This window comes from Maribacter luteus (assembly GCF_009674825.1).
Lineage (GTDB): Bacteria > Bacteroidota > Bacteroidia > Flavobacteriales > Flavobacteriaceae > Maribacter_A > Maribacter_A luteus.
In genome coordinates, this window is the sequence record NZ_WKJH01000030.1 from 171915 (window position 1) to 198156 (window position 26242).

A 26242-nucleotide genomic window follows, 5' to 3' on the forward strand; every position below is an offset into this window, starting at 1 on the left:
TTTCACGCTGCAAAGATATGGCGGTTACAAGGGTATGATCAGAAGGCTTTGTTAAAAATGTCATTTATTAGTTAACAAGTCCTTAAATTTCGATTATTTACCTATCTATTAATGTTTTGACTATTAATCCATCGGACGTACTGCGCTTTATTTCGGTTGTGTTGCGCAAGTGTTTTTGCGAATTTATGATATCCGAAGTTTTCCACATTGGCGACAAAATAATAATAACCGTGATTTTCCGGATTCAAAACAGCCTCTATTGCAGAAATATCGGGCATGGTAATCGGTCCTGGTGGAATACCTGCATATTTATAGGTATTGTACGGGGAATCTATCTCCAGGTCTTTGTACAAAACCCTTTTTATTATCGTATCAAAGTTTCCTGTATGCTTTTTTAAAGCGAATATTACCGTAGGATCCGCCTGTAGTTTTATATTCTTCCGGATTCTGTTTAAATATACGCCGGCCACCCTAGGACGTTCATCAACCTTGGCCGTTTCTTTATGTACTATAGACGCCAGGGAAACTACTTCATTCGGTGTGAGCCCCAAAGCTTTCGCCTTGCCCCTTCTTTCCTCATTCCAAAATCGGTTGTATTCTTTTAACATTCGATCCCTGAATTTTTCGGCAGAGGTATTCCAGAAAAATTCATAACTATTGGGAATGAACATGGCTATCCGATTATCACCATTGAAACCGTTGGCCGAATAAAATTCCGAATCCCCCAAAACTTTTAGCAATGCAAGGCTATCCGGTTCAATCTGGGAAGATATCCGCCCGGCCAAATCTGCCAATGTCTCTTGATTATTGAACGATACCTTCACTGGAATGTTCTTACTCCTTAATGAATTTACGATATCATTATTGCCCATCCCCTTCTTAATACTGTATTTTCCTCCTTTGATGTTTGAGGCATAACCTTTGCGTTCGGCAATCTGGACAAACGACCCCGTATCTTTGAGTAATGGAGACAATAACAGACTAACATCCTGAATATTCGCCCCAGTAGGTATGTAAACGAAGGCTTCTTCATTATTGAAATCGGTATTCGGTGAAAATACCGCATCATACACCTTATAAGCAAAAAAACCACCGATAACCAATCCCAATAAGACCAATAACAATAAAATCCTCTTAATATACATTACGCCTTAATCTTTTGTAGTAATATTTCGTTTTTGAACATACCGTTAGAAAAAATCCAATCTTTTTTTATGCCAACTTCAACAAATCCCAGTTTCTTGAACAGATAAAGGCTGGCAGCATTTTCCTCCAAAACATTGGCATATAACTGTCGAAGCCCCAAAACCTGAAAAACGTAATCGGTCAAAAGGGAGACAGCTTCAGTACCAATTCCTTTATTTCTTTCTTTATCATCCAAGACCACTATCCCTACTCCTACTCTTTTATTCTGTGGATCAAAATCGAATAAATCAATTAGTCCCACCACCTTATTTTCTTTAACAATACATAATCGCAACTGCTTTACATCATAGATATCCCGATGGGCATTATCTAAATAAAGTTTCAAGACATGCTTGGAATACGGTGTTGTGGTTCCGCTGATTTCCCAAAGATCGGTATTATTCTCCAACTCATAAAGAAAGTCAAGATCCGTAGGTTCAAGTGCCCTTAAACGAATATGTTCCCCTTGCAAGTTTACCATTTAACCTCACCTTTAAAAACTTGTGTTGCCGGACCTTTTAGATGTACGTTCGAATACCCTTTAGCATCAACAGAGAACCGAACCTGCAGCTTACCGCCTTGGGCCTCGATATTTACAATGTCTGATGAAACCCTACCCGACTTATGCATTGCAATAGCTACTGCCGTTACTCCAGTGCCACAAGAAAGGGTCTCGTCCTCAACCCCTCGTTCATAGGTTCTCACAGCAAAAGCACCATTGTCTAAAGGTTCTACGAAATTGATATTACTACCTTTTTCACCATAGAGCCCATACCTCAACTTTGAGCCTTCTTTAAAAACGTCAAGGTCTTGTATTTCGCTGACTAATTGCACATGATGGGGAGAGCCCGTATTAAGGAAGTAATAATTGGGTTTTATTTTAATTTCAGTTACATCACCCATTTTAAGTTCCACGATATCACCTTCTATGGTAGCGGAGTGCGCCCCATCTACAGCATTGAATTTGGTTTCTGAGGAAAAAATGCCCAGAAAATTCGCGAAAGCCACCAAACAGCGCCCCCCATTACCACACATTGAACCTTCGTTCCCGTCTGCATTGTAATAAACCATTTTAAAATCCAAAGTAGGATCATTCTCCAAAAGGATGAGTCCATCGGCACCTATTCCGAACCTTCTGTCACAAAGCTTGGCAACCAATTCAGTGTCGTTTTTAGGAAAGCTATCCGTACGATTGTCAACCATGACAAAATCATTTCCTGTTCCCTGATATTTATAAAAAGTAAGTGCTGTATTTATTTCCATGCCCCAAATATAGCGTAATTTTAAGGGTTTATTGGCAGTTAAAAAGTAGTTAAACTCCAAATGGAGAATATCAAATTCTATTAATTTTACAATGAATTTATATAATAGTGTATTAACAAAATATTATTTAAGTATGAAGAAAATAGGGAGTTCATTCGTTATTGCACTTTTTGCAGGGGCGATTACATTAGGCGCTTACAAACTATTTTTCGAAAGAACGAATTATGCAGTTGTGACCGATGATAATTCATCATCCATAATCAATTCCAGCTACTCACCGACCTCTGCAAAAGGCGCAGGCATCAATGAAGTTGATTTTACTTCGGCAGCAGAGACCACCGTAAATGCAGTAGTACACGTAAAAAATGTAACGATCAGCAGGGGACCATCTAGTTTAATGGAGTTTTTCTACGGATACGAAGGCAACCAAAAAGCACAGATAGGAACGGGATCCGGTGTTATTATATCGCCAGACGGACACATAGTGACCAATAATCATGTAATTAAAGGGGCCAGTCAATTACAAGTGACCTTGAATAACAATAAAACATACGACGCGGAATTGGTCGGTACTGATCCAAATTCTGATATCGCTTTATTAAAAATAGACGCGAAAAGACCTTTGCCGTATTTAGCTTTTGGGGATTCTGACCATGTAAAGGTCGGTGAATGGGTATTGGCCGTTGGCAACCCCTTTAATCTAACCTCTACAGTAACAGCTGGTATAGTGAGTGCAAAGGCACGAGCGCTAATGAACAATAACCAATCGTTCATACAGACCGATGCAGCGGTGAATCCAGGAAACAGTGGTGGGGCTTTGGTAAACACCAACGGCGACCTAATCGGAATCAATACTGCTATTTCTTCGCAAACAGGATCATACGTAGGTTATTCTTTTGCGGTTCCCAGCAATATTGCAAAGAAAGTCATTGATGATATTATGGAATTCGGAAGTGTTCAAAAAGGCGTTTTAGGCATAAAAACAGTTTCGATAAACACCCCTTATGCCATTGAAAAAGGAATAAATGAAATTGATGGTGTTTATATCGAGGACATTGAAGAAGAATCCGGCGCGGATGAAGCAGATCTAAAGGCAGGGGATATAATCAAAGCCATCGATGAAATCGAAGTACATAAATTTGCCGATTTAACCGGTTACCTTTCAACCAAAAGACCAGGTGACGAATTGAATGTAACCATTGATCGTGAAGGGGAACAATTGACGCTACCGGTTACTATCAAGGAAAGACAAACCTTATTCGTTCCCGTAATGGGACTTGAGGTAAAAAACCTGACCGAGAAGGACCAGAAAGCCTTCAAGACCAAAAAAGGGGTTAAAATAGTCGGGGTACCTGAAACCTATCGTGGTTACGGTCTAGACGGAAAAGTACTTCTTTCTGTGGATAACGAGGAAATAAACGATATACAAGAAGCCAAGACACTTTTTGGCCGTATTTCCAGATATGGAAAAACAAGTATAACCATGATCAACAAAAAAGGGGAAAAAGAACGGCTTATCTTCCAGTAAACCCAATATTTTTCTAAAAAACAAGACACCCTGACCAAAGTCAGGGTGTTTTTTTTGATACGAAGTTGAGTAACTATAACGTTTGAAATATATATTTTTGGAAAAACTAGAACTCAACTTAACAAATTATGTCAAACACAAAATCATACGAAAAAGAACTGGCCTTCCAGGCCGATCGTAGAAAAGCAACCACCGAATTCATAAAAATCACCAGTGACTTATGGTACGACAAAGCTATTGAAGTTGTTTTGTTCAAAAACCAGATTATTGACAGAAGTGTAAGCGATATCATTCACTTACATGAATATGCCGGTGAATTTGTACAGAAACCGATTTCCATTTTCGATTCCATTGAAATATTAAGGGCCATAAAGGATATTAAACTTCCGCCAGCAAAGTTGGATATTGGTAAATTAACCTATGAATATCATTCTGAAGACAATAACTATAATGATATTAAGGCCTTTGTCTTCGGCAAATTAAAAAATGCCCAAAGTGCAAAAGAAATACAACCCAAGGATGTTGTTCTATATGGTTTTGGTCGTATTGGTAGGTTATTGGCCCGTGAATTAATGGCCAAAACCGGAAAGGGCAACCAATTACGACTAAGAGCCATCGTTACCCGCGGTAGCATTTCTAAAGATATCCTTGAAAAAAGAGCGAACTTACTACGTACCGATTCAGTACATGGCAGGTTTTTAGGAACTGTGGAGATTGACGCCAAAAATAGTGCCTTGATTATCAATGGCACTACGGTACATATAATAAGTGCCAATCAACCAGAAGATGTTGATTATAGCATATATGGCATTAACAACGCACTTATGATAGACAACTCCGGAGCTTTCAGAAACAAAGAACAATTATCCCGACATTTAAAATCCAAAGGTATTTCCAAGGTATTGCTGACAGCTCCTGGAAAAGAAGTACCCAATATAGTCCATGGCGTTAACCATTTGGAATATGACCCGGACAATAACGATATATTCTCCGCAGCATCCTGTACCACCAATGCCATTACCCCGATTCTAAAGGTGGTCGAAGATTCGTTGGGAATAAAAAAAGGACATTTAGAAACCATACACGCCTATACGAATGACCAAAATCTGGTAGACAACATGCACGGTAAATATAGAAGAGGCCGCGCAGCTGCCTTGAATATGGTCATAACAGAAACAGGGGCCGGGGTAGCTGTTGCCAAGGCATTACCCTCCTTAGATGGAAAATTAACATCGAATGCCATTCGTGTTCCCGTGCCCAATGGATCATTGGCCATTTTAAATCTGGATATTAAAAACAGTACCTCACTGGAAGGGCTGAACACCATCTTAAAGAAATATGCCCTTGAAGGTGATCTTGTAGAACAAATAAAATTCTCACTCAGTAAGGAAATGGTTTCTTCTGACATTGTGGGGACGTCCGCACCATCTATCTATGACAGCAAAGCGACCATTGTTTCTGAAAACGGTAAAAATATCGTGCTTTATATTTGGTATGACAATGAATATGGTTATTCCCATCAAGTGATACGTTTGGCCAAGTATATTGCCAAGGTGCGTAGATTTACCTATTATTAAACTTTACGTATAAAAGATACAATTAAAAAGGAACCGTACCGTTCATTAGGTATAAGTAGCATATGATCAATTTTCTTTCTAAATTGATAATATTGAAGTACTTTAGTTCCCTCTAAATCATTTACTAAAACTAGAACTCTTTTAAAATGAAAGGTTTACTAAAAACACTACTTCTTTTATTGGCTTTATTTTCATTTAACCTACATAATGCCCAAGAAGAAACGACAACAACTGAAGAATTATCCCTGGACAAAGGTACCATAGATAGCCAGTTCGATTATATCTATACGAAATCGGGCAATTATAGGGCTGATGGAAAACGATATGAGGTAGTCAGGATCATATCACTGGATAAATTACGCAAGAACGTATTGGATTCACTAAGTGCTGCCAGTAAAAAGGCCGCAGAACTCAATGCCACTATTTCGGGCCATGAAGTAACCATTTCCTCTTTGAACAAAAAATTGGAGGAAACAACCAATAGTTTGGCCTCTGTAACTGAGGAAAAGGACAGTATGTCGTTTTTCGGCATACTTGTTTCCAAAGGCACTTACAATTTCATTCTTTGGACGATTATCGGGTGCCTTCTCTTGTTCTTCCTTCTTTTTGTATACAAGTTCAGAAGAAGCAATATACTGACTCAAGAAGCCAAAACCGCTCTTTCAGAGCTCGAAATCGAATATGAGGATCATAGACGAAGGGCCTTGGAAAGGGAACAAAAAATAAGTAGACAACTGCAAGATGAGATAAATAAGTATAAAAAATCAAAATAATCAAAGCTCCTAACGGAGCTTTTTTTTGCAAGAGGTATGATGCGGATTGAAAAAGCAACTTTAAAGGATATGGAACAAATAATTCCCTTATTCGACCAATATCGCATATTCTATAAACAAGAAAGTGACATAAATGGTGCAAAGGAATATTTAACAAAACGTCTCCGAAAGAATGAGTCCGTTATTTTTCTTGCATATCATAAAAATAAGCCTGTAGCCTTTACGCAACTCTATCCCATGTTTTCCTCAGTCTCAATGCAGCCTTTTTTTGTCTTGAACGATTTATTCGTGCTTAATGACTTTAGAAATAGGCAAATCGGAGAAGCCCTGTTGAACAGAGCCAAGGAATTCTGTATGGCAGAAGGTGCAAAAGGCCTTGCCCTGGAGACGGCCATCGATAACCCCGCACAGAAATTATATGAAAAACTGGGCTGGAAGAAAGACATTGATTGTTTTCATTACTTTTGGACCCCAGAATAAATCAGATTTACCATCTAACATGCGTATAGATATCATTACCGTATTACCAGAATTATTGAAGAGTCCGTTTGAAGCTTCCATTTTAAAGCGAGCCATTGAGAAAGGCTTGGTAGAAGTTCATATGCATAATTTACGTGACTATACCGATAAAAGTTACAACCAGGTTGATGATTATCAATTTGGTGGCGGTGCAGGAATGGTATTAATGATTGAGCCTATAGACAAATGTATTTCTGCCTTAAAAGCAGAGCGGGATTATGATGAAATCATCTATATGACCCCTGATGGGGAAACTTTAAACCAGAAAACCGCCAACACATTGTCTTTGGTTGAAAATATCATCATTCTATGCGGTCATTACAAAGGAGTGGACCAAAGGGTTCGGGATGCCTTTATCACCAAAGAAATCTCTATTGGGGATTATGTGCTTTCCGGTGGTGAATTGGCAGCTGCCATCGTATGTGATAGCGTTATTCGTCTTATTCCCGGCGTACTCAGTAATGAGACTTCCGCACTAACCGATACCTTTCAAGACAATTTGCTTGCACCTCCCGTTTACACACGACCATCAGAATACAAAGGACTAAAAGTCCCCGAAGTTCTCCTTAGCGGCAATTTTCCTAAAATCGAGGAATGGCGGGAAAATGAAGCTTACAATAGAACAAAAAGATTACGACCAGACCTTCTAAAAGATCAATAAACATGGAGAGCTACGAAATTTATTTTACTATCGGAGGAGTATTCGGATTCTTGGCACAAGCGGCCATCTTGGTTTTTTCGATCGCTTATTACGTAAAACTAAAATCCATAGGAACACTCCTAATGACCATAGGGAGCCTATTGGGTACAATGATTTTTCTTTCACGACCACTTTTAAGCGTACTGGCAGGAACCATGGGTAGTATGGAAATAGTCAAAACACAAGGACTTTTATCTATAGCAAGTAGCATTTTCATTATCGTTTTTGCCATAGGGTTCGCAATGAACGTGCTGGCAACTCCAAAAAAATAAAAACTCGAACAGGGAAAGAAAAAATAAGTCAAAATGTTGTGGGTTTTAATTTATAGCGTATTTTTGCACCCTGTTAAATTAACCTCTGACGAAAATCGTGAATGTTAGTCTAATCTAATTGTAAAAGAAAACAATGGAATCATTAATCAACTTCGTACAAAACGAGTTCATTTCTAAAAAAGAATTTCCTGAATTCTCTGCCGGTGATACGATTACCGTATACTATGAGATTAAAGAAGGTGAGAAAACACGTACCCAGTTCTTTAAAGGGGTAGTAATCCAAAGAAGAGGTACTGGAGCGACAGAAACCTTTACTATTCGTAAAATGTCAGGTACTATTGGCGTTGAGCGTATATTCCCAATCAATTTGCCTGCTTTGCAGAAAATTGAAGTTAACAAAAAAGGTAAAGTACGTAGAGCTAGAATTTACTACTTCAGAGGTCTTACTGGTAAGAAAGCAAGAATCAAGGAAGTTCGTTCTTAAAAAAGAGCTACAATATAATTTAAAAACACCTCACTACCATGAGGTGTTTTTTTATGAACAATTGTTAATAACCTAAGTTCATAAGGTGTTGATTTTTAATTCTTTGAATTACGGTATATTCATCTTATATTTACTTCATGGTTTAAGAAAAGCCCTTAGAGGTAAATTATTGAACCATTATAAAGTTTACGTTCTTTATATTATTGTTCGGTCTTAGTTAGTAGAGGTTATAGAATTCGTTCTAAAAATTATCGAAAGCTAAAACAACATAAAACCGAGGGGTAAAGTCCACAAGGTATAAGTGTTAATGTCTTTATATAGATGTAAAACTTTAGGTTATATATTAAATATGGGATATTTGAACAGTAAGAAGTAATACAAAGGAGTTGCTTGGTTGAAAAATTAAGAACAATCACGTATTACAAACGTTGAAATGGTTTTGGAGATGGCAATCATTGGTTGCGGTTTTGATGTAAATTCAGAACATATATTTTCAAACTATTTCTAAAAAGCCATATCAATTGTACTCGTACAGTGATATGGCTTTTGTTTATTTAATGCTCAAGGTCTGCCAAGAACAATTTTCCACTTCACAAAATTATGTTTATTCTTTATAAATTATAGGCGACCCAAAAACTGGTGGCAACCATAAAATTGTATATTTACAGCACTAAAATTAAAACTTTTTTAAATGCCAAAAATTTTTTATACCAAAACAGATGAGGCGCCAGCCTTAGCAACCCAATCTTTCTTACCTATAGTGCAAGCTTTTACCAAGACCTCGGGCATTACCGTTGAAACTAAGGATATCTCTTTAGCAGCTAGAATACTTGCTGCATTTCCCGAATTCTTAACGGAGGACCAGCGCAAAGATGATGACCTGGAATCCTTAGGGAAACTGGCAAAAATGCCAGAAGCGAACATTATCAAATTACCGAATATCAGTGCTTCTATCCCTCAATTGAACGAGGTGATCGAAGAACTACAGAGCAAAGGGTATGCCCTCCCCGATTATCCGGATGACCCAAAAAACGATGCGGATAAACAAATCAAAATAAGATACGACAAAATAAAAGGTAGTGCGGTAAACCCCGTACTTCGCGAAGGGAATTCTGACCGTAGGGCCCCTAAGGCAGTAAAAAACTATGCGAAACAGAATCCACATTCAATGGGTGCCTGGAGCAAAGATTCTGCAACGCATGTAGCCACTATGGATCATGGGGACTTCAAATCGAACGAAAAATCGGTCACCCTCCCTTCAGCCACCAATGTAAAGGTTGAATTGAAAGCCAATGATGGTACCGTTACCGTTCTAAAAGAGGACATTCCCCTTTTGGCAGGTGAAATCATCGATGGTACGGTTATGAGCAAAAAAGCGTTGGTTGCTTTTTTGACCGAACAGATTGAAGATGCCAAGAAAAAAGGCGTTTTATTCTCCATACATATGAAAGCCACAATGATGAAGGTTTCCGACCCTATCATTTTTGGCCATGCCTTAAAGGTTTTTTTTAAAGATGTATTCTCCAAATACAAATCTGACTTTGATGCGATAGGCATTAGTGCCAATGACGGATTGGAAAGTTTATTGGATAAATTGGATGAGTTGCCCGGGGATAAAAAGACTGAGATTGAAAATGATATCAAGAAAGCCATTGATCAAGGACCTGATTTGGCCATGGTCAATTCCGATAAAGGCATAACCAACCTTCATGTGCCCAGCGATGTTATTATTGATGCCTCAATGCCAGCAATGATCCGAAATTCAGGTCAAATGTGGAATGCGCAAGGTAAAGCACAAGACACAAAAGCCGTTATTCCCGATAGCAGCTATGCGGGTATTTATTCCGCAACCATTGATTTTTGCAAAGAAAACGGAGCTTTTGACCCAACTACTATGGGTACTGTACCCAATGTTGGACTTATGGCCCAAAAAGCCGAGGAGTATGGCTCCCACGATAAAACCTTCGAAATCGCGAATGACGGTAAGGTAGCCATCGTGGATATTAATTCCGGAGAAATTTTAATTGAACACACAGTTGAAAAAGGGGATATTTGGAGAATGTGCCAAGTAAAGGATGCCCCAATTCAAGATTGGATAAAATTAGCTGTATCCAGAGCGCGTGCCTCTGAAATCCCTACTGTTTTTTGGTTAGATAATGAAAGGGCCCATGACAGGGAATTGATCAAAAAAGTAAATTCTTATTTACCAGACCATGATACATCAGGTTTGGACATAAAAATTCTTTCCCCGATCGAAGCCACAAATTTTACCTTAAAACAAATTAAGGAAGGTAAAGACGTGATTTCTGTAACAGGTAACGTTCTTCGTGATTTCTTAACGGATCTTTTTCCTATTCTTGAAGTAGGCACAAGTGCTAAAATGCTTTCAATAGTACCTCTTATGAACGGAGGCGGACTTTTTGAAACCGGTGCGGGAGGTTCCGCTCCTAAGCACGTAGAGCAATTTTTGGAAGAAGGCCATCTACGTTGGGATTCCTTGGGGGAATTCCTTGCATTAGGTGTCTCTTTGGACTTTTACGGTGAAAAGAACAACAATCCTGAAGCACGTATTTTAGGTGACACCCTTGACAAGGCTACTGAAAAATTCTTGTTGAACGATAAATCACCTTCACGTAAAGTAATGGAATTGGATACACGGGGAAGTCATTTCTATTTGGCCATGTATTGGGCAGAGGCCCTTGCCAACCAAGATCAGGATACTGCCCTAAAAAATGTTTTTTCTAAAGTTTCAGAAGAAATGAAAGGCAAAGAATCCCAGATAGTCAAAGAATTATTAGACGCCCAAGGCAGTCCTCAAGACATCGGGGGGTACTATTTGCCCAACGCTGACCTTGTTGCCCGTGCAATGAGACCAAGTAATACTCTAAATGCCATATTAAAGGGCATTTAACGTAGTAATATTCAAATCATAAAAACCCTTGGTCAGCGCCAAGGGTTTTTTATTTTAAATAAACGTTAATACATTAAAATCCTTTTAATTCTTTTTATTTTTACTAAAATTCGTATCAATGAATAAAAGGCTGCTCTGTTTTTCCAGTTTATATTTCCTTTTTTCCTGTCTTCTCTTTTCCCAGCAAAAATTCACACTCAGTGGCACGGTCTCGGAAGCCTCGAGCAACGAAACCATGATCGGGGTAACCATAGCCGTCCCAGAACTTAATACCGGCGTTACCACGAATGAATACGGCTTTTATTCCATTACATTGCCCAAAGGGGAATACCAAATACAAGTAGGTTATCTAGGGTTCCAAGATCAAATACAAAGCATCAATCTAACAGAAAACAGTAAATTGAATTTTCTTATGGTTGAAGAAGCTGAGCAATTGGACGAAGTCATCGTTACCGATACCAGTGATAAAATGGATATACGCAAACCTCAAATGAGCGTAAACACCATGTCAGTAGGCACCATCAAGAAAATTCCGGTTATTTTGGGCGAAGCCGACGTTATCAAATCTATCTTACTACTACCGGGTGTAACAAATGCCGGGGAAGGTTCTTCAGGATTCAATGTTAGGGGTGGTGCCGTGGACCAGAATCTTATTCTACTCGACGAGGCCACTATTTTCAACTCTTCACATCTTTTCGGTTTTTTCTCGGTATTCAATCCCGATGCCATAAAAGACATCAAATTATATAAAGGGGGCATTCCTGCACGCTACGGGGGTAGGCTTTCTTCGGTACTCGACATCTTTCAGAAAGAAGGAAATAGTAAAGAACTCAAAGTAAACGGCGGAATTGGCTTGGTTGCCAGTCGTCTACTGGTTGAAGGCCCTTTGAAAAAAGACAAGGCCGCCTTCCTAATCGGCGGTAGATCGTCGTATGCCCACCTGTTCCTACCCCTTTTCGATGTTGACAATACAGCATATTTTTATGACCTGAACACCAAAATAAACTTTAAGATAAACCCGAACAACAACATATTTTTGTCGGGTTATTTCGGCAGGGATGTCTTCAGTATCAGCGATAGTTTTGTAAACACCTATGGAAATGCCGTAGGCAATTTCCGTTGGAACCACTTGTTCTCCAGTAAACTGTTTTCCAATCTTTCTTTGATCTATTCCGATTATTATTATGGACTTAAGTTGGATTTTGTTGGTTTCAATTGGAATTCGGGAATTCAAAATTTCAATGTAAAGTACGACCTGAAGCATTATCTTAATGATCAACTTCGTATTAATTACGGTCTTAACAATATCTATTATCGCTTTAATCCCGGTAAAATAGAACCCAGTAATTCCAGTTCGGGAATTCTTGAAGACCAACTCATTCAAAAATACGCCAATGAGTTTGCAGCCTATGTGGATGTGGAACACCAGGTGACCCCAAAACTCAGTCTGGGTTATGGCTTGAGACTCAGTTATTTCAACCGTTTGGGACAAGACGAATTGAATGTTTATGAAAATAATAACCCGGTTCTTTTCAATTCCACGATTCAAATTTACCAAGAAGCCGACCCTATAGATGTTTTAACCCCTAAGAGAAGTGAAAGTTTGGCCAAGTTCACCAATCTTGAACCAAGGTTCAGCTTATCGTACCTAATAAATGATAATAGCTCTCTTAAAGCCAGTTACACCCGTTTAGCACAATACCTGCATTTGATTTCGAATACCAGTTCGCCCACTCCTTTGGATGTTTGGACACCTAGTGGCCCTTTTATAGAACCCCAACTCTTGGATCAATATGCTATGGGGTATTTTCAAAACCTTAAAGAAGGCGATTACTCTGTAGAGACAGAGTTGTTCTACAAAGACATTCAAAACCGTATCGATTATATTGATGGGGCAAACCTTATTGCGAATGATGCCATTGAACAAGTTATCCTGAATGGTGAAGCAAGGGCCTATGGATTGGAATTCCTATTTCGAAAGAATATGGGTAAACTACAAGGATGGCTTGCATATACCTTGTCAAAATCAGAACAGAGAACCCCTGGAAGAAATTCATCTGAAACAGGGATCAATAACGGTAAATGGTACAATACCCCCTATGACAAAACGCATGACATCTCGGTTTACGGAAATTATGACTTGAATGAAAAATGGAGTTTTAATGCCAATTTTGTTTTTCAAACGGGACAACCCACGAATTACCCCATTGGCCAATATGAATTTCAAGGAATGACCGTTCCCTATTACGGAGAACGAAACCAGGAAAGGTTACCCAGTTATAATCGTCTTGACCTTTCGGCAAGTCTTACGCCCAGAAAGAATAAGAATCGAAAATTACAGGGAGAATGGGTATTTAGCCTTTATAATGTTTACAACAGAAAAAATGCCGCATCCATTTCTTTTAGTAGAAATGAAGATACCAATGTGAATGAAGCGGTTCGCACTTCGATATTCGGAATCGTACCGGCAGTAACCTATAATTTTAAATTTTAGGCCATGAAAAAATATATATTAATATTGACCCTATTATTTATTTCGTTAAGCTGTGAGGATGTTATCGAAGTAAATGTACCTACAGATACCACCCGCTTGTCCATCGATGCACTGATTCGTATCGATACCGGATTATCTTCTACCCGAATTGAGGTCAAGGCCACCGAAACCACATCTTTCTTTGAGGAAATAGGTCCGGCCGTGTTAGACGACATACAACTTATGAGTACCACGACCAATATTACAGCAGAACTTGAAGAACAGCCGTTGGGATCTGGTATTTATGTTATTAATTGGCCTACGGAAGCACTGACACAAGGAGAATATCAATTGAACATCACATATAATAACGAACAATATGAGGCAACTACCTCCTTTGTGCCCACCGTACCATTTGATGACTTAAGACAAGGAGATGGCTCTTTATTCTCTGAGGATGAAACCGAAATAGTAGTTTCATATACCGATGAAGCAACTCGTGATGATTTCTACCTTTTTGATTTTGATTTTGATAAATACCTCGTATCCGAAGATACCTTTTACCAAGGACAGTCCTTTGAATTTTCTTATTTCTATGAAGACGGACTAGAACCTGGCAGGGAATTGGAAATAAGTATTTTAGGCACAGATGAAGCCTTTTACAACTACATGAACCAATTGATCGTTCAAAGTGGTGGGGACCAAGGACCGTTTTCTACACCAGCTGCTACGGTTAGGGGAAACATTGTTAACCTGACGGATGCCAATAATATTGCACTGGGTTATTTTGCTTTATGCCAAGAATATAAAGAAACGGTTACCATAGAATAAATATGACTCCTTTTAACCATGTACATTAAGTCAGATTTGATATTTTTACAGCAAGATTTCCATTATCATGAAAACCGATAGAGACCTTTTAGTCAAAGGGGTAAAACACTTTATTTACACCTTTATTTTAATGTTTACCGCTCCAGTGGTATTATGGCAAGCTTTTAAAAACCACGGGCATTTCCTATATATCCCCGTACTCATTTTTGGTATTATTTTAGCCATAGCAGCTATTGCAATGGGTTTTTACAGTGTTCATATAATTATGAACGCCTTGTTCAATACCCCGAAAAAGAAGAAATAACCCCAAAATATTTAATTAAGTTCGTTCAGTTGCTTTTTGAACTTACCGAGTTCCACCTGTTCTCTAAATCCATATAATCAAAATCCAAAGCGGATTTCTGGCGTTCCAACTTACCAGCAGCAAAAGCACGCTGTAAAATATCCTCAATTAGATAATCCTCCTCAACATTTTTCGGGTCGTATTCCTCTTTTAAACTAATATCGAACATTTTTGCCGTGGTATTGTACCAAAAAGCACGCCAACCATTTCTCAATTCCTTTACTAATCCAAAAGCTGTATGACCGGTTTGCCTATAAATAAGTTTAACAAGTATCTGTCCCTCGGTCCGGGTCATTTTCTTAAGCTCATCTGAAAATTCGCCTTCAATGTACTTTTGTACCTTCCTTGTGTATTTTTTACGCTTACGGGTTTTTGTTATTTTTGAAAGACTGTCGTTCAGCTCCTGTAATCGTTCTGCGGCCAACTTGGCATATGGGAATACTTTAATGGTCTTTCTTCTTAAAATATAATACCTGAGTTTTGCCTTATAGGATTTAAAATTCAATTTACTGAATACGTAAACCTCTTCGAGGGGAATGGAACTATAGACAATAGAATCGCCTTCTATAATGATCATTTTCTCCGCAATCGAATCCAAAGGCTGTTCTTCCACTTGTGCAGAAACAAGTAGCGTAAAAAGACCGAAAACAAAAAATAGAAATCTATTTACCATCATGGGACCAAATACAAAAGCCTTGCCAAAATTAACGATTATTAACCACGGTTATTACTTATTAAGATCGAATATTGTTAAGTTTGTGTACAAAATTATTATATATGGCTTCAAAGAAAATTCTCAATAAAAAATCGATGGATTTTTTAGAAAAGTACCTCAATAACGCAGCACCTACGGGTTATGAATGGGAAGGTCAAAAAATTTGGATGGATTATCTAAAACCTTATGTCGACACCTTCATTACCGACACCTATGGTTCTGCTGTTGGTGTAATTAATCCGGATGCTGAATTCAAAGTAGTGATAGAAGGGCATTCTGACGAAATTTCCTGGTACGTGAACTACATAACGGACAACGGACTTTTATACGTAATTCGAAATGGAGGCAGTGACCATCAAATCGCCCCTTCTAAATGGGTGAACATCCATACGAAAAACGGTATTGTAAAAGGGGTTTTTGGTTGGCCGGCCATTCACACTAGGAACAAAGCCAAGGAAGAACCTCCAAAACTCGATAATATTTTCATTGATATAGGAGCAAAAGACAAAAAAGAAGTAGAGAAAATGGGTGTTCATGTAGGTTGTGTAATCACCTATCCGGATGAATTCCAAATTCTTAATAAGGACAAATTCGTTTGCCGTGCTATTGATAATAGGGCCGGTGGCTTTATGGTAGCCGAAGTTGCACGTCTACTACATGAAAACAAAAAGAAACTTCCTTTCGGATTGTACATTACTAATTCCGTTCAAGAAGAAATAGGGTTGCGAGGTGCGGAAATGATTACCCAAACCATTAAACCCAATGTTGCGATCATAACAGATGTGTGCCACGATACGACCACCCCAATGATCGAGAAAAAGACCGAGGGCCATACCGAAATAGGTGCAGGACCTGTTATTTCCTACGCCCCAGCGGTACAGAACAAACTACGGGAGCGTATCATAGAAACTGCCGAAGCCAATAAAATCCCATTTCAACGAATGGCAGCTTCCAGATCTACGGGAACCGATACCGATGCCTTTGCTTATAGCAACGGTGGCGTAGCTTCAGCCCTTATCTCCTTACCATTGCGTTATATGCACACTACAGTGGAAACGGTACATAAAGACGATGTTGAAAACGTAATCCGTTTAATCTATGAAACGGTTCTGAACATTAAAGACGGTGAGACTTTCAGTTATTTTGATTGATAGGCTGTATTAGATATTTTTATTATGGATGAATTGGTTGATATATTGGATGCTGAAGGCAACTTCACCGGAAAAACGGCCATGAAATCCGAAGCACATAAACATGGACTGTTCCACCCAACGGTCCATGTTTGGTTTTATACCAAAAACGGAAAAATATTACTACAGCAAAGAGGAAAAGACAAGGATACCCATCCCCTACTTTGGGACGTTTCGGTAGCCGGACATGTAGGTGTAGGGGAAAGTTATGAACTCTCTGCGACTAGGGAGGTTTCGGAAGAAATAGGCTTGGAGATTACCACTAGTGAACTAGAAAAAATCGGGGTTTTCAAATCCATCCAAAAACACAATGAAAACTTAACGGATTGTGAATTCCACCACACATATATCTGTGAGTTGAAAGTACCTTTATCCCAATTAACAAAACAGGATTCCGAAGTCGAAGCCTTATCACTTGTTCCGCTCCTAAAGTTTTCTGAGGAAACTTGGGGGTTGGCCAACCTAAAGAAATATGTTCCACACAGTGCGGACTATTACAAAACAATCATCAAAGCCATTAAAAAAAAGCTATAGCCTTTTAATAAAATCATTTATTTGGTCAAGGCCATAAGTATATTGCTCACCACTGGCCATTTCCTTGACAACGAAAGTATTGGTGTTCATTTCATTTTCACCGATCAATACCACATAAGGAACTTTACGATTATTGGCATATTTCATCTGCTTCTGCATTTTGGCCTTACTTGGGTATACATCTGCAGTAACCCCTTGCTTTCGAAGCTCGGTCACTAAAGATAACGCCGCCATTGATTCGTTTTCACCGAAATTGATGCATAGTACATCCAATGATTTGTTCAATGTCTCGGGAAATAAGCCCAATTCTTCCAGAACCAAATAAATACGATCCAAACCAAATGAAATACCTACACCACTCACATCTTTAAGTCCGAATATACCCGTAAGGTCATCATAACGCCCTCCGCCTCCAATTGAACCCATTTTAACGCCTTTTGGCGCAGCTACCTCAAAGATGGCTCCCGTATAATAGTTAAGCCCTCTAGCCAGCGTTACATCGATTTCAAGATTTGCCGATTGCAATTGCAAATGCTCCATGGCATTGATGATAAATCCGAGTTCCTCTACCCCTTTACTTCCTTGTTCCGATTGGATCAATAAATCTTTCAGGGCCAGTAACTGGGAGGCATTATCCCCAGAAAGTTCAAAAAGTGGTGCCGCCTTTGTAATCGCTTCTTCAGAAATACCTTTGGCCAACATTTCTTTTTTGACCCCTTCTACCCCGATCTTATCCAATTTATCCAAGGCTACGGTGAAATTGACCAAATTATCATGAGCCCCAATAACCTCGGCTATACCGGCAAGTATTTTACGGTTGTTCAATTTTATGGTAACCCCTTCCAATTTCAAATCTGAAAAAACGGAATCATACAACTGGATCAATTCAACTTCCTGTAAAAGGGAATTTGCACCGACCACGTCCGCATCACATTGGTAAAACTCCCTGAATCGTCCTTTTTGAGGTCTATCGGCCCGCCAAACCGGCTGTATTTGATACCGTTTAAATGGAAAATCTATTTCATTCTGGTGCATGACCACATAACGGGCAAAAGGTACGGTCAAATCATAACGCAAGGCTTTTTCTGAAATCTTAGAAGTTAAAGACCTTGAGTCTTTTATGCTATAAGTGGCCTCATCTACCTTATTCAAAAAATCCCCCGAATTCAAAATCTTAAAGATCAAACGGTCACCTTCATCCCCATATTTACCCATCAGAGTTTCCGAATTTTCGAAAGATGGGGTTTCAATCGGTTGAAATCCAAAAATCTTAAAATGCTTTTTCACTACCCCAAAAATATAATCGCGCTTAGCGATCTCGGTAGGTGAAAAGTCTCTGGTTCCTTTAGGTATACTAGGTTTTTGTGCCATTTGGTATTTTTCTAATGCAAATATATGGTTTTGTGGTTTCCTGCTTTTGCGGAAATGTCTTTAATTGACCTCGATCATACTATCGAACCATTTGTACAGATCACCTTTTGTGATTACAGCGCCTTGTTGGATCAAATTGAATTTATCCAGGTTCTTATCTTCCCCGTAGGCCTTCGAGGCCGTGAGGTAATCTACAAAATCGGATTGCCAGTTTTTCTTGAACCAATTGAACCCGACGGTTGTCTGTAGGTCTATTTTTGGGTTCATCACCTTAACGGAAATCAATTTCATTTCCTTGTCCGTCAACTCGAACAAATGCATTTGTTGGGCCGAAATATTCTCCAAATAGGTAACCTTGTTCAAGACCCCTTCCCAAATCAGGTCACTGAAAACATCCAACTCCTCTTCTGCCACTTCTGGCTTGTCGGCCTTTAGTTGCTTCCATTCCTCTCCTGTAATGGACTGGGTTGCCAAAAAATTTATAAACTCTTGATGCAACTCCTCAAATTGTTGCTTTGTTAATCTCCTATATTTCATGCTGCAAAAATAAAAAGCCCTGACGATTCTGTCAGGGCTTTTATGATTATTTTCTGTATTCCTTTATAATTCGAACTCCGGAAACGATGGTAGTCTTCTTTACAAAACAAACCCATTAACCCTTAGCTCCTTATTTTCAATATTTTCCAACTTTAATTAGCGGTTTTCGTTAGGTTGAACAATTTAGCCTGCTCAAGTATTTGCATGGTTACGTGTACAATATTGTAAAGTAAGATATATTGCATTTGGGTTATGTCCTTGTTCGTAGTTAGCAATTTATCGCTAATATCCCTCAGTGTATTTTCAATCGGTTCTATTTCTTTTATGTTTTGTGCGGTCAACCAATTAAAGGCATCATCCAGCGCTTTTAAAATTTCATTTTCAAATACCAATATTTGTAAGGTTTCCGTTTTTTGTTGTGTTCTGTGTGCCCCTAAAGCCGATAAATAAGACAACAAAGCATGGTTCAGATAGGTAAGCTTAAAAGCCGTTTTATTCAATTGTTGTTGTTTCTGAGGATCTAACTGCATGTTTTGCCAGACCTTGACCAAGGCATTATCGGCCCTATGTGCTTCTCTCCTTGCTATTCTGTAATTTAAATCGTCGGTAGTCGGATTTTGATACTCTTCTAAAATAGCCTTAAAATAAGCTGTGTTTTTATGAACGACCTCACTTAGTAAGCCGGGTAATTTTTTGTACTGCCATTCGGGCCACAAAAAGCGAACTACGGCAAACGAGATAAAAGCCCCTATAAGTGTATTGATTAAACGAGGCGCCATTACCTCTACCCCTTTATCCGACATTATATTGAAGGCACACAGCACGAAAATAGTAATGAAAATAACCCCAACGGAGTAACGGCGTTTCATCCAAATAAAAAATAAATAAGCCGAAGTGACCAAAAGCACTATTTGCCCGGAAAAAGAGAATAATCGAATGACCAGAACACCAATGACCACCCCCAACAAGGTACCTATAGTCCTTTCTAACAATCGTTTTCGTGTTTCACTAAAACTGGGTTGCAATACAAACAAAATAGTAAGGACGATCCATTCCCCTTTGGCCAAACCAAAATATTGATAGACAGCGAACCCAATTAAAAAAGACAGACTTAATCTTAAGGCATGTCGCATTCTGGGGTGCTTACTATTTAATTGTGATTTTAATCTTTTAAAATAGGAACGGGTATCTTTTTCTAATTTAGGCAAGGAATCCTGGTCATAATTCTCATGAATATGTTTTAATGTTTCGTTACACTGGGTCAGGTTTTTAATCAATAAACGCAAAGAAAGCGTACCTTTTGATTTATCGGCTTTCAGTAATCCGTTAATGGTCCCTATCAACCAGCCTAATGCCTTGGGATGCTCGTAAGGACTACCGGTAAGTAAACTTTCAGCAAAATTTTTAGTGGCAAGGGCCAACTCGTGCAGTAATTGATCGATACCCCCGATCAATTCGATATTTGCAGGGTTCGTAGTCAATAGATCGTACCGTTCATGACTTGAAGTAGCCCGTTCATGCAATTCTTGTAAAACCATGAAATAGTGCAAATAAGGTTGTAACGGTTGCTTATTTTTTAGTGACTCCCCATAGCTGTTCAGAACTTCCTTACAAGTATCCAAAGCCTCAACGATCTGTATGTTCAACAGGGCCAGTTTTGCCCTTATCGCTTTATCCCGTTGTCCGTCACTTGGAAAAAGTTTGGATTTTTCATTAAAATAATCCGATAGCGCATAAAACCCTATTGCCAACTGTTGATTCAAGAGGCTGTAAGGTTTTAAAAGTAAAATTACATATGAAAAAGCGCCATAAATAAAAGCACCTAATGAAAGTAATATCGGCTGCAAATACCAATTAGGACTAATTGGTGCCCCGATCATTGTATAAACCCCAATGAGCAAAGCTCCAAAGGTCACTCCTCGAAAACGCTCACTTATACCGCCCAGTAAAATGAAGGCAATCGTTGAAAGGGACAGCCCCAGCCCCAATAGGATAGGATAAGGCTGTAACAACTCTACCGAAAAACTTGATATAGCAAAACTTAAAACTTTCAAGGCCATGGACTTTAATCGTCCGTTCGGGTGGTCCTCGGTTTCAGAGAGAGCTCCCGCAAGTGCACCAAGCCCCAATGTTACCGCATAAAATGGCAACCCCAAAACCATCATCAAAATAACAAGTGAACCAATAACGATGGTTCCTTTAAACGCTAATAGCCTATTGGGGTTCTTTAAAAACAGATTTCTATAATACCGATACCAAGAAATTTGTTTCAAGTTGAAAGAAAGTCGCTTCACTGCCATGGCCCTTATGCCTTTTGTACTAAAAACCACAAAAGTAAACAATAGCTATGGCTTAGCCTGTATAATTAAATCATATCAGTAAAATTCTGCAAAATCGAAATACCCATACCATTACTGAATCACTTTATTGAAACTATTGGGAAACCGGTATTATAAGCTCAAAAGGGGTAGTACATCATTCCGTAAAACAAAAAGCCCTGACGAAATCATCAGGGCTTTTAATATCATTATTGAGTCGGCTTAAAAAATGTAGCGAAGACCCAACTGCCCTTGCCATCTGGACAAAAGGCTTGCATCATATCCAAAAGTCTCTGTCAATTCCGGATTAAAGGTATAAGTAGGAACACTTGTGTTCGGATCTACTGAAACACTCAAAGGATTCAGATTATTGGGCTGTTGAATTACACCCCAATCAGAATTCAATAAGTTTCCGAAATTCAAAATATCAAAACTCAACTGAATCGTATGTGTTTTACCACTGGAAACTTTGAAATTATAGTCTTGGAGAATCTTAATATCCCATTTTCCCCTCCATGGGGCCAAAGCACCATAACGTTCCATATATTCCCCTCTATGATCATTTAAATAATCATCTTGTTGAATATACGATTCAAAAGCTGCTGCCTGTCCTGCACCGGTAAATTGCATTTGCTGCACCTCGGAAGCCGTAGGAATGTATACAAGGTCGTTGTTCTGGAAAGAACTATCGTTATTTATGTTACCAGCGTATGTATAATTAAACCTACCTCCTTGGGCATATTCAAAGAAGGTTGAAATGGTAGTTGACCATTTATCATCCGTACCGTACTTGAATTGTTTTGAACCTACACCGATAAAACGATGTGTATCCCCATATTTAGAGTACCCTAACACATCTGCGTTGGCATCCCCTAAATTAGGGTTAAAATCGAAAGCATCCCCTGTAATTTCGGCCTCAATAGAGTTTACATCCTTGGCATTTAAATAACTATAAGCCAACATGGTGTAAATTCCATTCTCGAATGTTTTTTGTCCTTTTAGGGATAGGTTCCATATACGCCCTTTATCAGAATTGGTAAACACATAGGCACTTGTTGGCCCGCCAAAAGCATTGGTAGAGACATCACTACCCAAATATATTGGTCTGTTATCTCCAGGAGCATTCAAAGTACCTGAAGGATCACTGTACGCCCAGTTTTGAACGTGGGGAGCATTTAAATCCTTTGTGTAGGAAACATCAGCGGTTAAGACAAGTCCGTTATCAAAAGCTTTATCCGCACCTAGGTTGGTCCTCCATACCTGTGGCCATTTGAAATCAGGATCAACAGCTTGGTAGAAGAAGAAATCAACACCTTGTACTTGGTTACCCAACCACACAAAAGGCAATCTTCCTGTAAACAATCCTGTACCCCCTCGAAGTTGTAAGGTATTATCACCTTTTACATCCCAATTAAATCCTACCCTTGGGGATATCATCCAATCATTACTTGGCAATTGCTCAGAATCGATAGTGGTAGCTTCTCCTGTGTTTGGGTTATAATAAACGTTATCTGGTTGATAATTTGCTGATTTTCTTTCGATATTCTCAGCAATTTTATCCTTAGTATCAAAGTACAAGGGCTTATCAAAACGAATTCCGTAGGTCAACTTAAAATCATCAGTGGCCGTCCACTCGTCCTGAAGGTAAAAAGATAGCTGACCAACATTGGTTTCAGCTAAGGTCCATCCACCATCAGCTCCATCTTCAAATTGATTATTATTGGCATATGTTGCTTCAGCACCTTGAATCAATCCATCGATTAAACCTCCAGGTTGGGCATTATCCAAAAACTCTTGAACACTTCTAAAGTTTCCAAAATAGTCGTCAGCGATAGGAAAACCAAAAGTTCCTCCATAAAAGCCTAAGTTAAATGAATTGTCGAATTGGAATTTTTCAAAAGCGAAACCAACAGTATACGTATGATTACCTTTGAAAATATTCATATTATTTGTAATCTGAAACACTTTTTGATCCAATCTATTGTGAATGGAAAATGGTTCATGACCTGCAACAATATAGTTGGAACCTGCACCATCTTGAATAATGATACTAGGGGCCGGTGTTGAAAGTGGATCCCTAAAGTCATCGAAATGGGAATAACCGATCTGTAATTTATTGGTTACTTCGTCTGACAAGGTGGAGTTCAACTCCAATTGTACGGAGTTTAATTTATTGTTTATCTCATACCCTGATTTTTCGAACTGCAAGGTTGTAAAACTAGGGCCTCTAACCCCAATTGCCGTAGGGTGCGCAGGTTTTTCCTTGGAAGCATTCAGGAAGTTATAAATAACCGCCAATCGGTTTTTGTCATTGATGTTCCAATCCAATTTAAAAATACCTTTGGTAGATTCCGAGCCATAGGTAAACCCTTCATAGGCACCAGTATCGTAACCTAGTCCTCCCAAGGCGGATTGTACGGCAATCAAATCACTCTCCAACACCCTTGATTCATTTATGGCACCAGATCCAGTATTGGGTATCCAACCGTTTGTACCCAAATCATCACGTTCTTCTTTCTCGAAGTTGGCAAAAAAGAACAATTTATCCTTTACGATAGGACCTCCGATACTAAAACCATATTGACTCTGATTCAAATCCGGTTTCGTAACGTCCTCACCCTTAATTTTACCGCCGGTAAGACCTTCATTTCTGGTAAAACCATAAACGGTTCCGTGAAATTCGTTGGTTCCGCTCTTAGTTACCGCATTTACGGTTGCACCTGTAAATCCGGATTGCGTAACATCGTAAGGTGCTGTTGACACTTGGATTTGATCAATGGCATCCAATGAAATGGGCTGCGAATCCGTTTGTCCACCAGGAGTTGGGGAATCCAATCCGAAGGGGTTGTTGAAAATGGCCCCGTCCAAAGAAAAGTTGTTGAACTGGTCATTACGACCGCCAAAAGAGTTACCACTTGCCGTGGGCTCCAATCTTGTGAAATCTTGGGCTGAACGTGAAATTGTGGGTAAACGGGTCAATTCCCTTCTACCTACACTTGTTTCTGCCCCGGTACGACCGTCTCCGAACGTTCCCGACTGATCTGAGACCACGATTACTTCGTCTAGCGCCTGACTGTCTGTAACCATCGTAGCATCCAAATCAAAAGTTTGGCCTAAGGTCAAAAATACATTGTTTTTTTCCTGGGTCTTGAAGCCGATATAAGAAACGGAAACTGTATAAGGCCCACCGACCCTAAGGTTCAATAGGTTGTACCGCCCATCTTCGTTGGTAATAGCACCGTAGGTAGTACCTGTAGGTGTATGTACAGCAACAATATTAGCACCCAATAAAGGTAGGTTTTGATCGTCGATCACTTTTCCCCGAATATTAGAGGTTGTGACCTGTGCCATTGCCGCAAAACTAGCGAACAACAACACAAAACTGAGTTGTAGTTTTTTACGCATATACTTGGTTTGAGTTAGTTAGCGGCAAAAATAGGGCAAAAAAAAAGAGCTATGCGGACATAGCTCTTAAAAGTTATTAACGTAAAAGTCTTACTTATCAGCAACAACTTCAAATGGGAAATCTACTATAACATCCCTGTGAAGTCTAATTTGTGCGTTTGCTGTTCCAGTCCTTTTAACCGTACCTCCTTGAATATTGATAAACTTCTTATCAACCTCATGACCTTCTTTTTCAAGGGCAGCGGCTAAATCGATAGAAGTTACCGAACCAAAAAGTTTGTCTCCGGCACCAGCCTTTGCTTTTATCTTGAGTTCCAAAGATTTTAAAGCCTCAGCCACTTTGTTCGCAGCGTCAACGACTTTCTTTTCTTTATGGGCTCTTTGTTTCAAATTCTCTGCTAATACCTTTTTAGCAGAAGGAGTTGCCAATGTGGCCAAACCTTGAGGTATTAGAAAATTTCTTCCGTAACCGTTCTTAACACTTACCAAATCGTCTTTAAAACCTAAGTTTTGTACGTCTTCCTTTAATATAAGTTCCATGGTTCGTTTCTTTTATTTTAATAAATCACCAACATAGGGCATAAGTGCCAAATGACGCGCTCTTTTTACTGCCTGTGCCACTTTTCTCTGATATTTCAAAGAAGTACCGGTTAACCTTCTTGGAAGAAGCTTTCCTTGTTCGTTTACCAATTTCATCAAGAAATCAGCATCTTTATAGTCAATGTACTTAATACCTGACTTCTTGAAACGACAATACTTCTTTTTTGTGTTGGTTTCAATATTCAATGGGGTCAAATACCTGATTTCCCCATCTTTCTTTCCTTTTGCCTGTTGTTCTATAGATGCCATAGTACTTACGCTTTAGATTTTAATCTTGTTCTTCTTTTCTCAGCCCATGCAATGGCATGTTTGTCTAACTTCACAGTCAAGAAGCGCATTACACGCTCATCTCTCCTGAATTCTTGCTCGTAAGGTGTAATCACCTCTCCTGGAGCAGTGAATTCGAATAAATGGTAAAAACCACTTTTCTTGTTCTGGATCGGATAGGCCAATTTCTTAAGCCCCCAATTTTCTTTTGATACCATTTTGGCACCATTCTTAATTAAGAAATCCTCGAATTTCTTAACTGTTTCCTCTATCTGAACATCTGATAGAACGGGATTTAAAATGAAAACAGTTTCGTAATTGTTCATAAATATATTTGTTTTAAGGAGCGCAAAAGTAAGAATATTTTGAAGTTATCACAAGAAAACGAAAAAATCTTCGTTATAGAAAGGATAATCATAAAAATTGAACTTAACCAAATCTAATGA

The 26242-nt window shown here is 38.9% G+C and carries 24 protein-coding genes; 13 read left to right on the plus strand and 11 right to left on the minus strand.

All coding sequences use genetic code 11. The features are described 5' to 3' along the window. Positions 1–101: 101 nt before the first annotated feature. Genes mltG through dapF form a run of 3 tightly spaced genes read right to left on the minus strand, consistent with a single transcriptional unit; the run spans position 102 to position 2448 of the window. A complete protein-coding gene (gene mltG / locus GJ691_RS17940; RefSeq protein ID WP_154369454.1) occupies positions 102–1145 on the minus strand; it encodes an endolytic transglycosylase MltG in 1044 nt (347 codons plus the stop codon). Beyond that, entirely contained in the window at positions 1145–1666 is a 522-nt protein-coding gene (locus GJ691_RS17945) for a GNAT family N-acetyltransferase (protein ID WP_154369456.1), read from the minus strand. The genes mltG and GJ691_RS17945 overlap by 1 nt, the downstream gene beginning before the upstream one ends. After that, on the minus strand, positions 1660–2448 hold the full coding sequence (dapF, locus tag GJ691_RS17950) for a diaminopimelate epimerase (protein WP_154369458.1): 789 nt from the start codon (positions 2446–2448) through the stop codon (positions 1660–1662). The genes GJ691_RS17945 and dapF overlap by 7 nt, the downstream gene beginning before the upstream one ends. Positions 2449–2581: 133 nt before the next feature. On the opposite strand from dapF, the gene GJ691_RS17955 reads away from it, so the two are divergent. From GJ691_RS17955 to GJ691_RS18005, 11 genes are all read left to right on the plus strand, one after another. Further along, entirely contained in the window at positions 2582–3976 is a 1395-nt protein-coding gene (locus GJ691_RS17955; protein WP_154369460.1) for a S1C family serine protease, read from the plus strand. A 128-nt stretch (positions 3977–4104) separates the two neighbouring features. Beyond that, entirely contained in the window at positions 4105–5553 is a 1449-nt protein-coding gene (locus GJ691_RS17960) for a glyceraldehyde-3-phosphate dehydrogenase (protein WP_154369462.1), read from the plus strand. A gap of 146 nt (positions 5554–5699) precedes the next feature. Then, complete coding sequence (locus GJ691_RS17965; RefSeq protein ID WP_154369464.1) at positions 5700–6326, plus strand: tRNA (guanine-N1)-methyltransferase; 627 nt, start codon at positions 5700–5702, stop codon at positions 6324–6326. Positions 6327–6395: 69 nt separating this feature from the next. Further along, entirely contained in the window at positions 6396–6806 is a 411-nt protein-coding gene (locus GJ691_RS17970) for a GNAT family N-acetyltransferase (RefSeq protein ID WP_246200222.1), read from the plus strand. Between the two features lie 19 nt (positions 6807–6825). Continuing rightward, complete coding sequence (trmD, locus tag GJ691_RS17975) at positions 6826–7506, plus strand: tRNA (guanosine(37)-N1)-methyltransferase TrmD (RefSeq protein WP_154369468.1); 681 nt, start codon at positions 6826–6828, stop codon at positions 7504–7506. Between the two features lie 2 nt (positions 7507–7508). Then, a complete protein-coding gene (locus tag GJ691_RS17980) occupies positions 7509–7817 on the plus strand; it encodes a hypothetical protein (RefSeq protein WP_154369469.1) in 309 nt (102 codons plus the stop codon). A 133-nt stretch (positions 7818–7950) separates the two neighbouring features. Continuing rightward, positions 7951–8301, plus strand: coding sequence for a 50S ribosomal protein L19 (gene rplS / locus GJ691_RS17985; protein WP_154369471.1), 351 nt, complete (start codon positions 7951–7953; stop codon positions 8299–8301). A gap of 691 nt (positions 8302–8992) precedes the next feature. Further along, on the plus strand, positions 8993–11212 hold the full coding sequence (locus tag GJ691_RS17990; protein WP_154369473.1) for an NADP-dependent isocitrate dehydrogenase: 2220 nt from the start codon (positions 8993–8995) through the stop codon (positions 11210–11212). 118 nt (positions 11213–11330) lie between these two features. Continuing rightward, on the plus strand, positions 11331–13706 hold the full coding sequence (locus GJ691_RS17995; protein WP_154369475.1) for a TonB-dependent receptor: 2376 nt from the start codon (positions 11331–11333) through the stop codon (positions 13704–13706). Positions 13707–13709: 3 nt separating this feature from the next. Next, entirely contained in the window at positions 13710–14516 is an 807-nt protein-coding gene (locus tag GJ691_RS18000; RefSeq protein WP_154369477.1) for a DUF4249 family protein, read from the plus strand. A gap of 67 nt (positions 14517–14583) precedes the next feature. Then, complete coding sequence (locus tag GJ691_RS18005) at positions 14584–14820, plus strand: DUF6095 family protein (protein WP_154369479.1); 237 nt, start codon at positions 14584–14586, stop codon at positions 14818–14820. A gap of 25 nt (positions 14821–14845) precedes the next feature. On the opposite strand, the gene GJ691_RS18010 is transcribed toward GJ691_RS18005, so the two are convergent. Beyond that, positions 14846–15532 carry a DUF4294 domain-containing protein gene (locus GJ691_RS18010; RefSeq protein ID WP_154370069.1) on the minus strand — a complete coding sequence of 229 codons (687 nt, stop codon included), beginning with the start codon at positions 15530–15532 and terminating at the stop codon, positions 14846–14848. Between the two features lie 104 nt (positions 15533–15636). Here GJ691_RS18010 and GJ691_RS18015 point away from each other — a divergent pair, with 104 nt between their 5' ends. Continuing rightward, positions 15637–16725, plus strand: coding sequence for a M42 family metallopeptidase (locus GJ691_RS18015; protein ID WP_154369481.1), 1089 nt, complete (start codon positions 15637–15639; stop codon positions 16723–16725). Positions 16726–16749: 24 nt separating this feature from the next. Then, on the plus strand, positions 16750–17298 hold the full coding sequence (locus GJ691_RS18020; RefSeq protein WP_154369483.1) for an NUDIX hydrolase: 549 nt from the start codon (positions 16750–16752) through the stop codon (positions 17296–17298). Here GJ691_RS18020 and hisS read toward each other — a convergent pair. The 7 genes from hisS to rpsF all read right to left on the minus strand — a co-directional run bounded on the left by hisS (position 17293) and on the right by rpsF (position 26122). Then, positions 17293–18669 (minus strand): histidine--tRNA ligase, encoded by a 1377-nt coding sequence (hisS, locus tag GJ691_RS18025; RefSeq protein WP_154369485.1) that lies wholly within the window; start codon positions 18667–18669, stop codon positions 17293–17295. The genes GJ691_RS18020 and hisS overlap by 6 nt on opposite strands. Before the next feature lie 60 nt (positions 18670–18729). Beyond that, positions 18730–19206 carry a DUF6495 family protein gene (locus tag GJ691_RS18030; protein ID WP_154369487.1) on the minus strand — a complete coding sequence of 159 codons (477 nt, stop codon included), beginning with the start codon at positions 19204–19206 and terminating at the stop codon, positions 18730–18732. A gap of 152 nt (positions 19207–19358) precedes the next feature. Then, positions 19359–21506 (minus strand): YccS family putative transporter, encoded by a 2148-nt coding sequence (gene yccS / locus GJ691_RS18035; protein ID WP_154369489.1) that lies wholly within the window; start codon positions 21504–21506, stop codon positions 19359–19361. Between the two features lie 240 nt (positions 21507–21746). Continuing rightward, positions 21747–24929 carry a TonB-dependent receptor gene (locus GJ691_RS18040; protein WP_154369491.1) on the minus strand — a complete coding sequence of 1061 codons (3183 nt, stop codon included), beginning with the start codon at positions 24927–24929 and terminating at the stop codon, positions 21747–21749. A gap of 90 nt (positions 24930–25019) precedes the next feature. Next, positions 25020–25469: a 50S ribosomal protein L9 gene (rplI, locus tag GJ691_RS18045; RefSeq protein ID WP_154369493.1), complete on the minus strand. Its 450-nt coding sequence runs from the start codon at positions 25467–25469 to the stop codon at positions 25020–25022. A 12-nt stretch (positions 25470–25481) separates the two neighbouring features. Next, a complete protein-coding gene (rpsR, locus tag GJ691_RS18050) occupies positions 25482–25778 on the minus strand; it encodes a 30S ribosomal protein S18 (RefSeq protein ID WP_013307341.1) in 297 nt (98 codons plus the stop codon). 5 nt (positions 25779–25783) lie between these two features. Then, positions 25784–26122, minus strand: coding sequence for a 30S ribosomal protein S6 (rpsF, locus tag GJ691_RS18055; protein ID WP_154369495.1), 339 nt, complete (start codon positions 26120–26122; stop codon positions 25784–25786). Between the last annotated feature and the right edge of the window lie 120 nt (positions 26123–26242).

Excerpts from the sequence above, each read along its gene's own strand:
- GJ691_RS18010 (WP_154370069.1), bottom strand. The coding sequence starts at position 15,532 with ATGGTAAATAGATTTCTATTTTTTGTTTTCGGTCTTTTTACGCTACTT.
- trmD (WP_154369468.1), top strand. The coding sequence starts at position 6,826 with ATGCGTATAGATATCATTACCGTATTACCAGAATTATTGAAGAGTCCG.
- rpsR (WP_013307341.1), bottom strand. The coding sequence starts at position 25,778 with ATGGCATCTATAGAACAACAGGCAAAAGGAAAGAAAGATGGGGAAATC.
- GJ691_RS18030 (WP_154369487.1), bottom strand. The coding sequence starts at position 19,206 with ATGAAATATAGGAGATTAACAAAGCAACAATTTGAGGAGTTGCATCAA.
- GJ691_RS17970 (WP_246200222.1), top strand. The coding sequence starts at position 6,396 with ATGGAACAAATAATTCCCTTATTCGACCAATATCGCATATTCTATAAA.
- GJ691_RS17990 (WP_154369473.1), top strand. The coding sequence starts at position 8,993 with ATGCCAAAAATTTTTTATACCAAAACAGATGAGGCGCCAGCCTTAGCA.
- GJ691_RS18015 (WP_154369481.1), top strand. The coding sequence starts at position 15,637 with ATGGCTTCAAAGAAAATTCTCAATAAAAAATCGATGGATTTTTTAGAA.
- GJ691_RS18000 (WP_154369477.1), top strand. The coding sequence starts at position 13,710 with ATGAAAAAATATATATTAATATTGACCCTATTATTTATTTCGTTAAGC.
- GJ691_RS18020 (WP_154369483.1), top strand. The coding sequence starts at position 16,750 with ATGGATGAATTGGTTGATATATTGGATGCTGAAGGCAACTTCACCGGA.
- GJ691_RS17945 (WP_154369456.1), bottom strand. The coding sequence starts at position 1,666 with ATGGTAAACTTGCAAGGGGAACATATTCGTTTAAGGGCACTTGAACCT.
- dapF (WP_154369458.1), bottom strand. The coding sequence starts at position 2,448 with ATGGAAATAAATACAGCACTTACTTTTTATAAATATCAGGGAACAGGA.
- GJ691_RS17960 (WP_154369462.1), top strand. The coding sequence starts at position 4,105 with ATGTCAAACACAAAATCATACGAAAAAGAACTGGCCTTCCAGGCCGAT.
- hisS (WP_154369485.1), bottom strand. The coding sequence starts at position 18,669 with ATGGCACAAAAACCTAGTATACCTAAAGGAACCAGAGACTTTTCACCT.
- GJ691_RS17995 (WP_154369475.1), top strand. The coding sequence starts at position 11,331 with ATGAATAAAAGGCTGCTCTGTTTTTCCAGTTTATATTTCCTTTTTTCC.
- GJ691_RS18040 (WP_154369491.1), bottom strand. The coding sequence starts at position 24,929 with ATGCGTAAAAAACTACAACTCAGTTTTGTGTTGTTGTTCGCTAGTTTT.
- rplI (WP_154369493.1), bottom strand. The coding sequence starts at position 25,469 with ATGGAACTTATATTAAAGGAAGACGTACAAAACTTAGGTTTTAAAGAC.
- mltG (WP_154369454.1), bottom strand. The coding sequence starts at position 1,145 with ATGTATATTAAGAGGATTTTATTGTTATTGGTCTTATTGGGATTGGTT.
- GJ691_RS17965 (WP_154369464.1), top strand. The coding sequence starts at position 5,700 with ATGAAAGGTTTACTAAAAACACTACTTCTTTTATTGGCTTTATTTTCA.
- GJ691_RS18005 (WP_154369479.1), top strand. The coding sequence starts at position 14,584 with ATGAAAACCGATAGAGACCTTTTAGTCAAAGGGGTAAAACACTTTATT.
- rplS (WP_154369471.1), top strand. The coding sequence starts at position 7,951 with ATGGAATCATTAATCAACTTCGTACAAAACGAGTTCATTTCTAAAAAA.
- yccS (WP_154369489.1), bottom strand. The coding sequence starts at position 21,506 with ATGGCAGTGAAGCGACTTTCTTTCAACTTGAAACAAATTTCTTGGTAT.
- GJ691_RS17980 (WP_154369469.1), top strand. The coding sequence starts at position 7,509 with ATGGAGAGCTACGAAATTTATTTTACTATCGGAGGAGTATTCGGATTC.
- rpsF (WP_154369495.1), bottom strand. The coding sequence starts at position 26,122 with ATGAACAATTACGAAACTGTTTTCATTTTAAATCCCGTTCTATCAGAT.
- GJ691_RS17955 (WP_154369460.1), top strand. The coding sequence starts at position 2,582 with ATGAAGAAAATAGGGAGTTCATTCGTTATTGCACTTTTTGCAGGGGCG.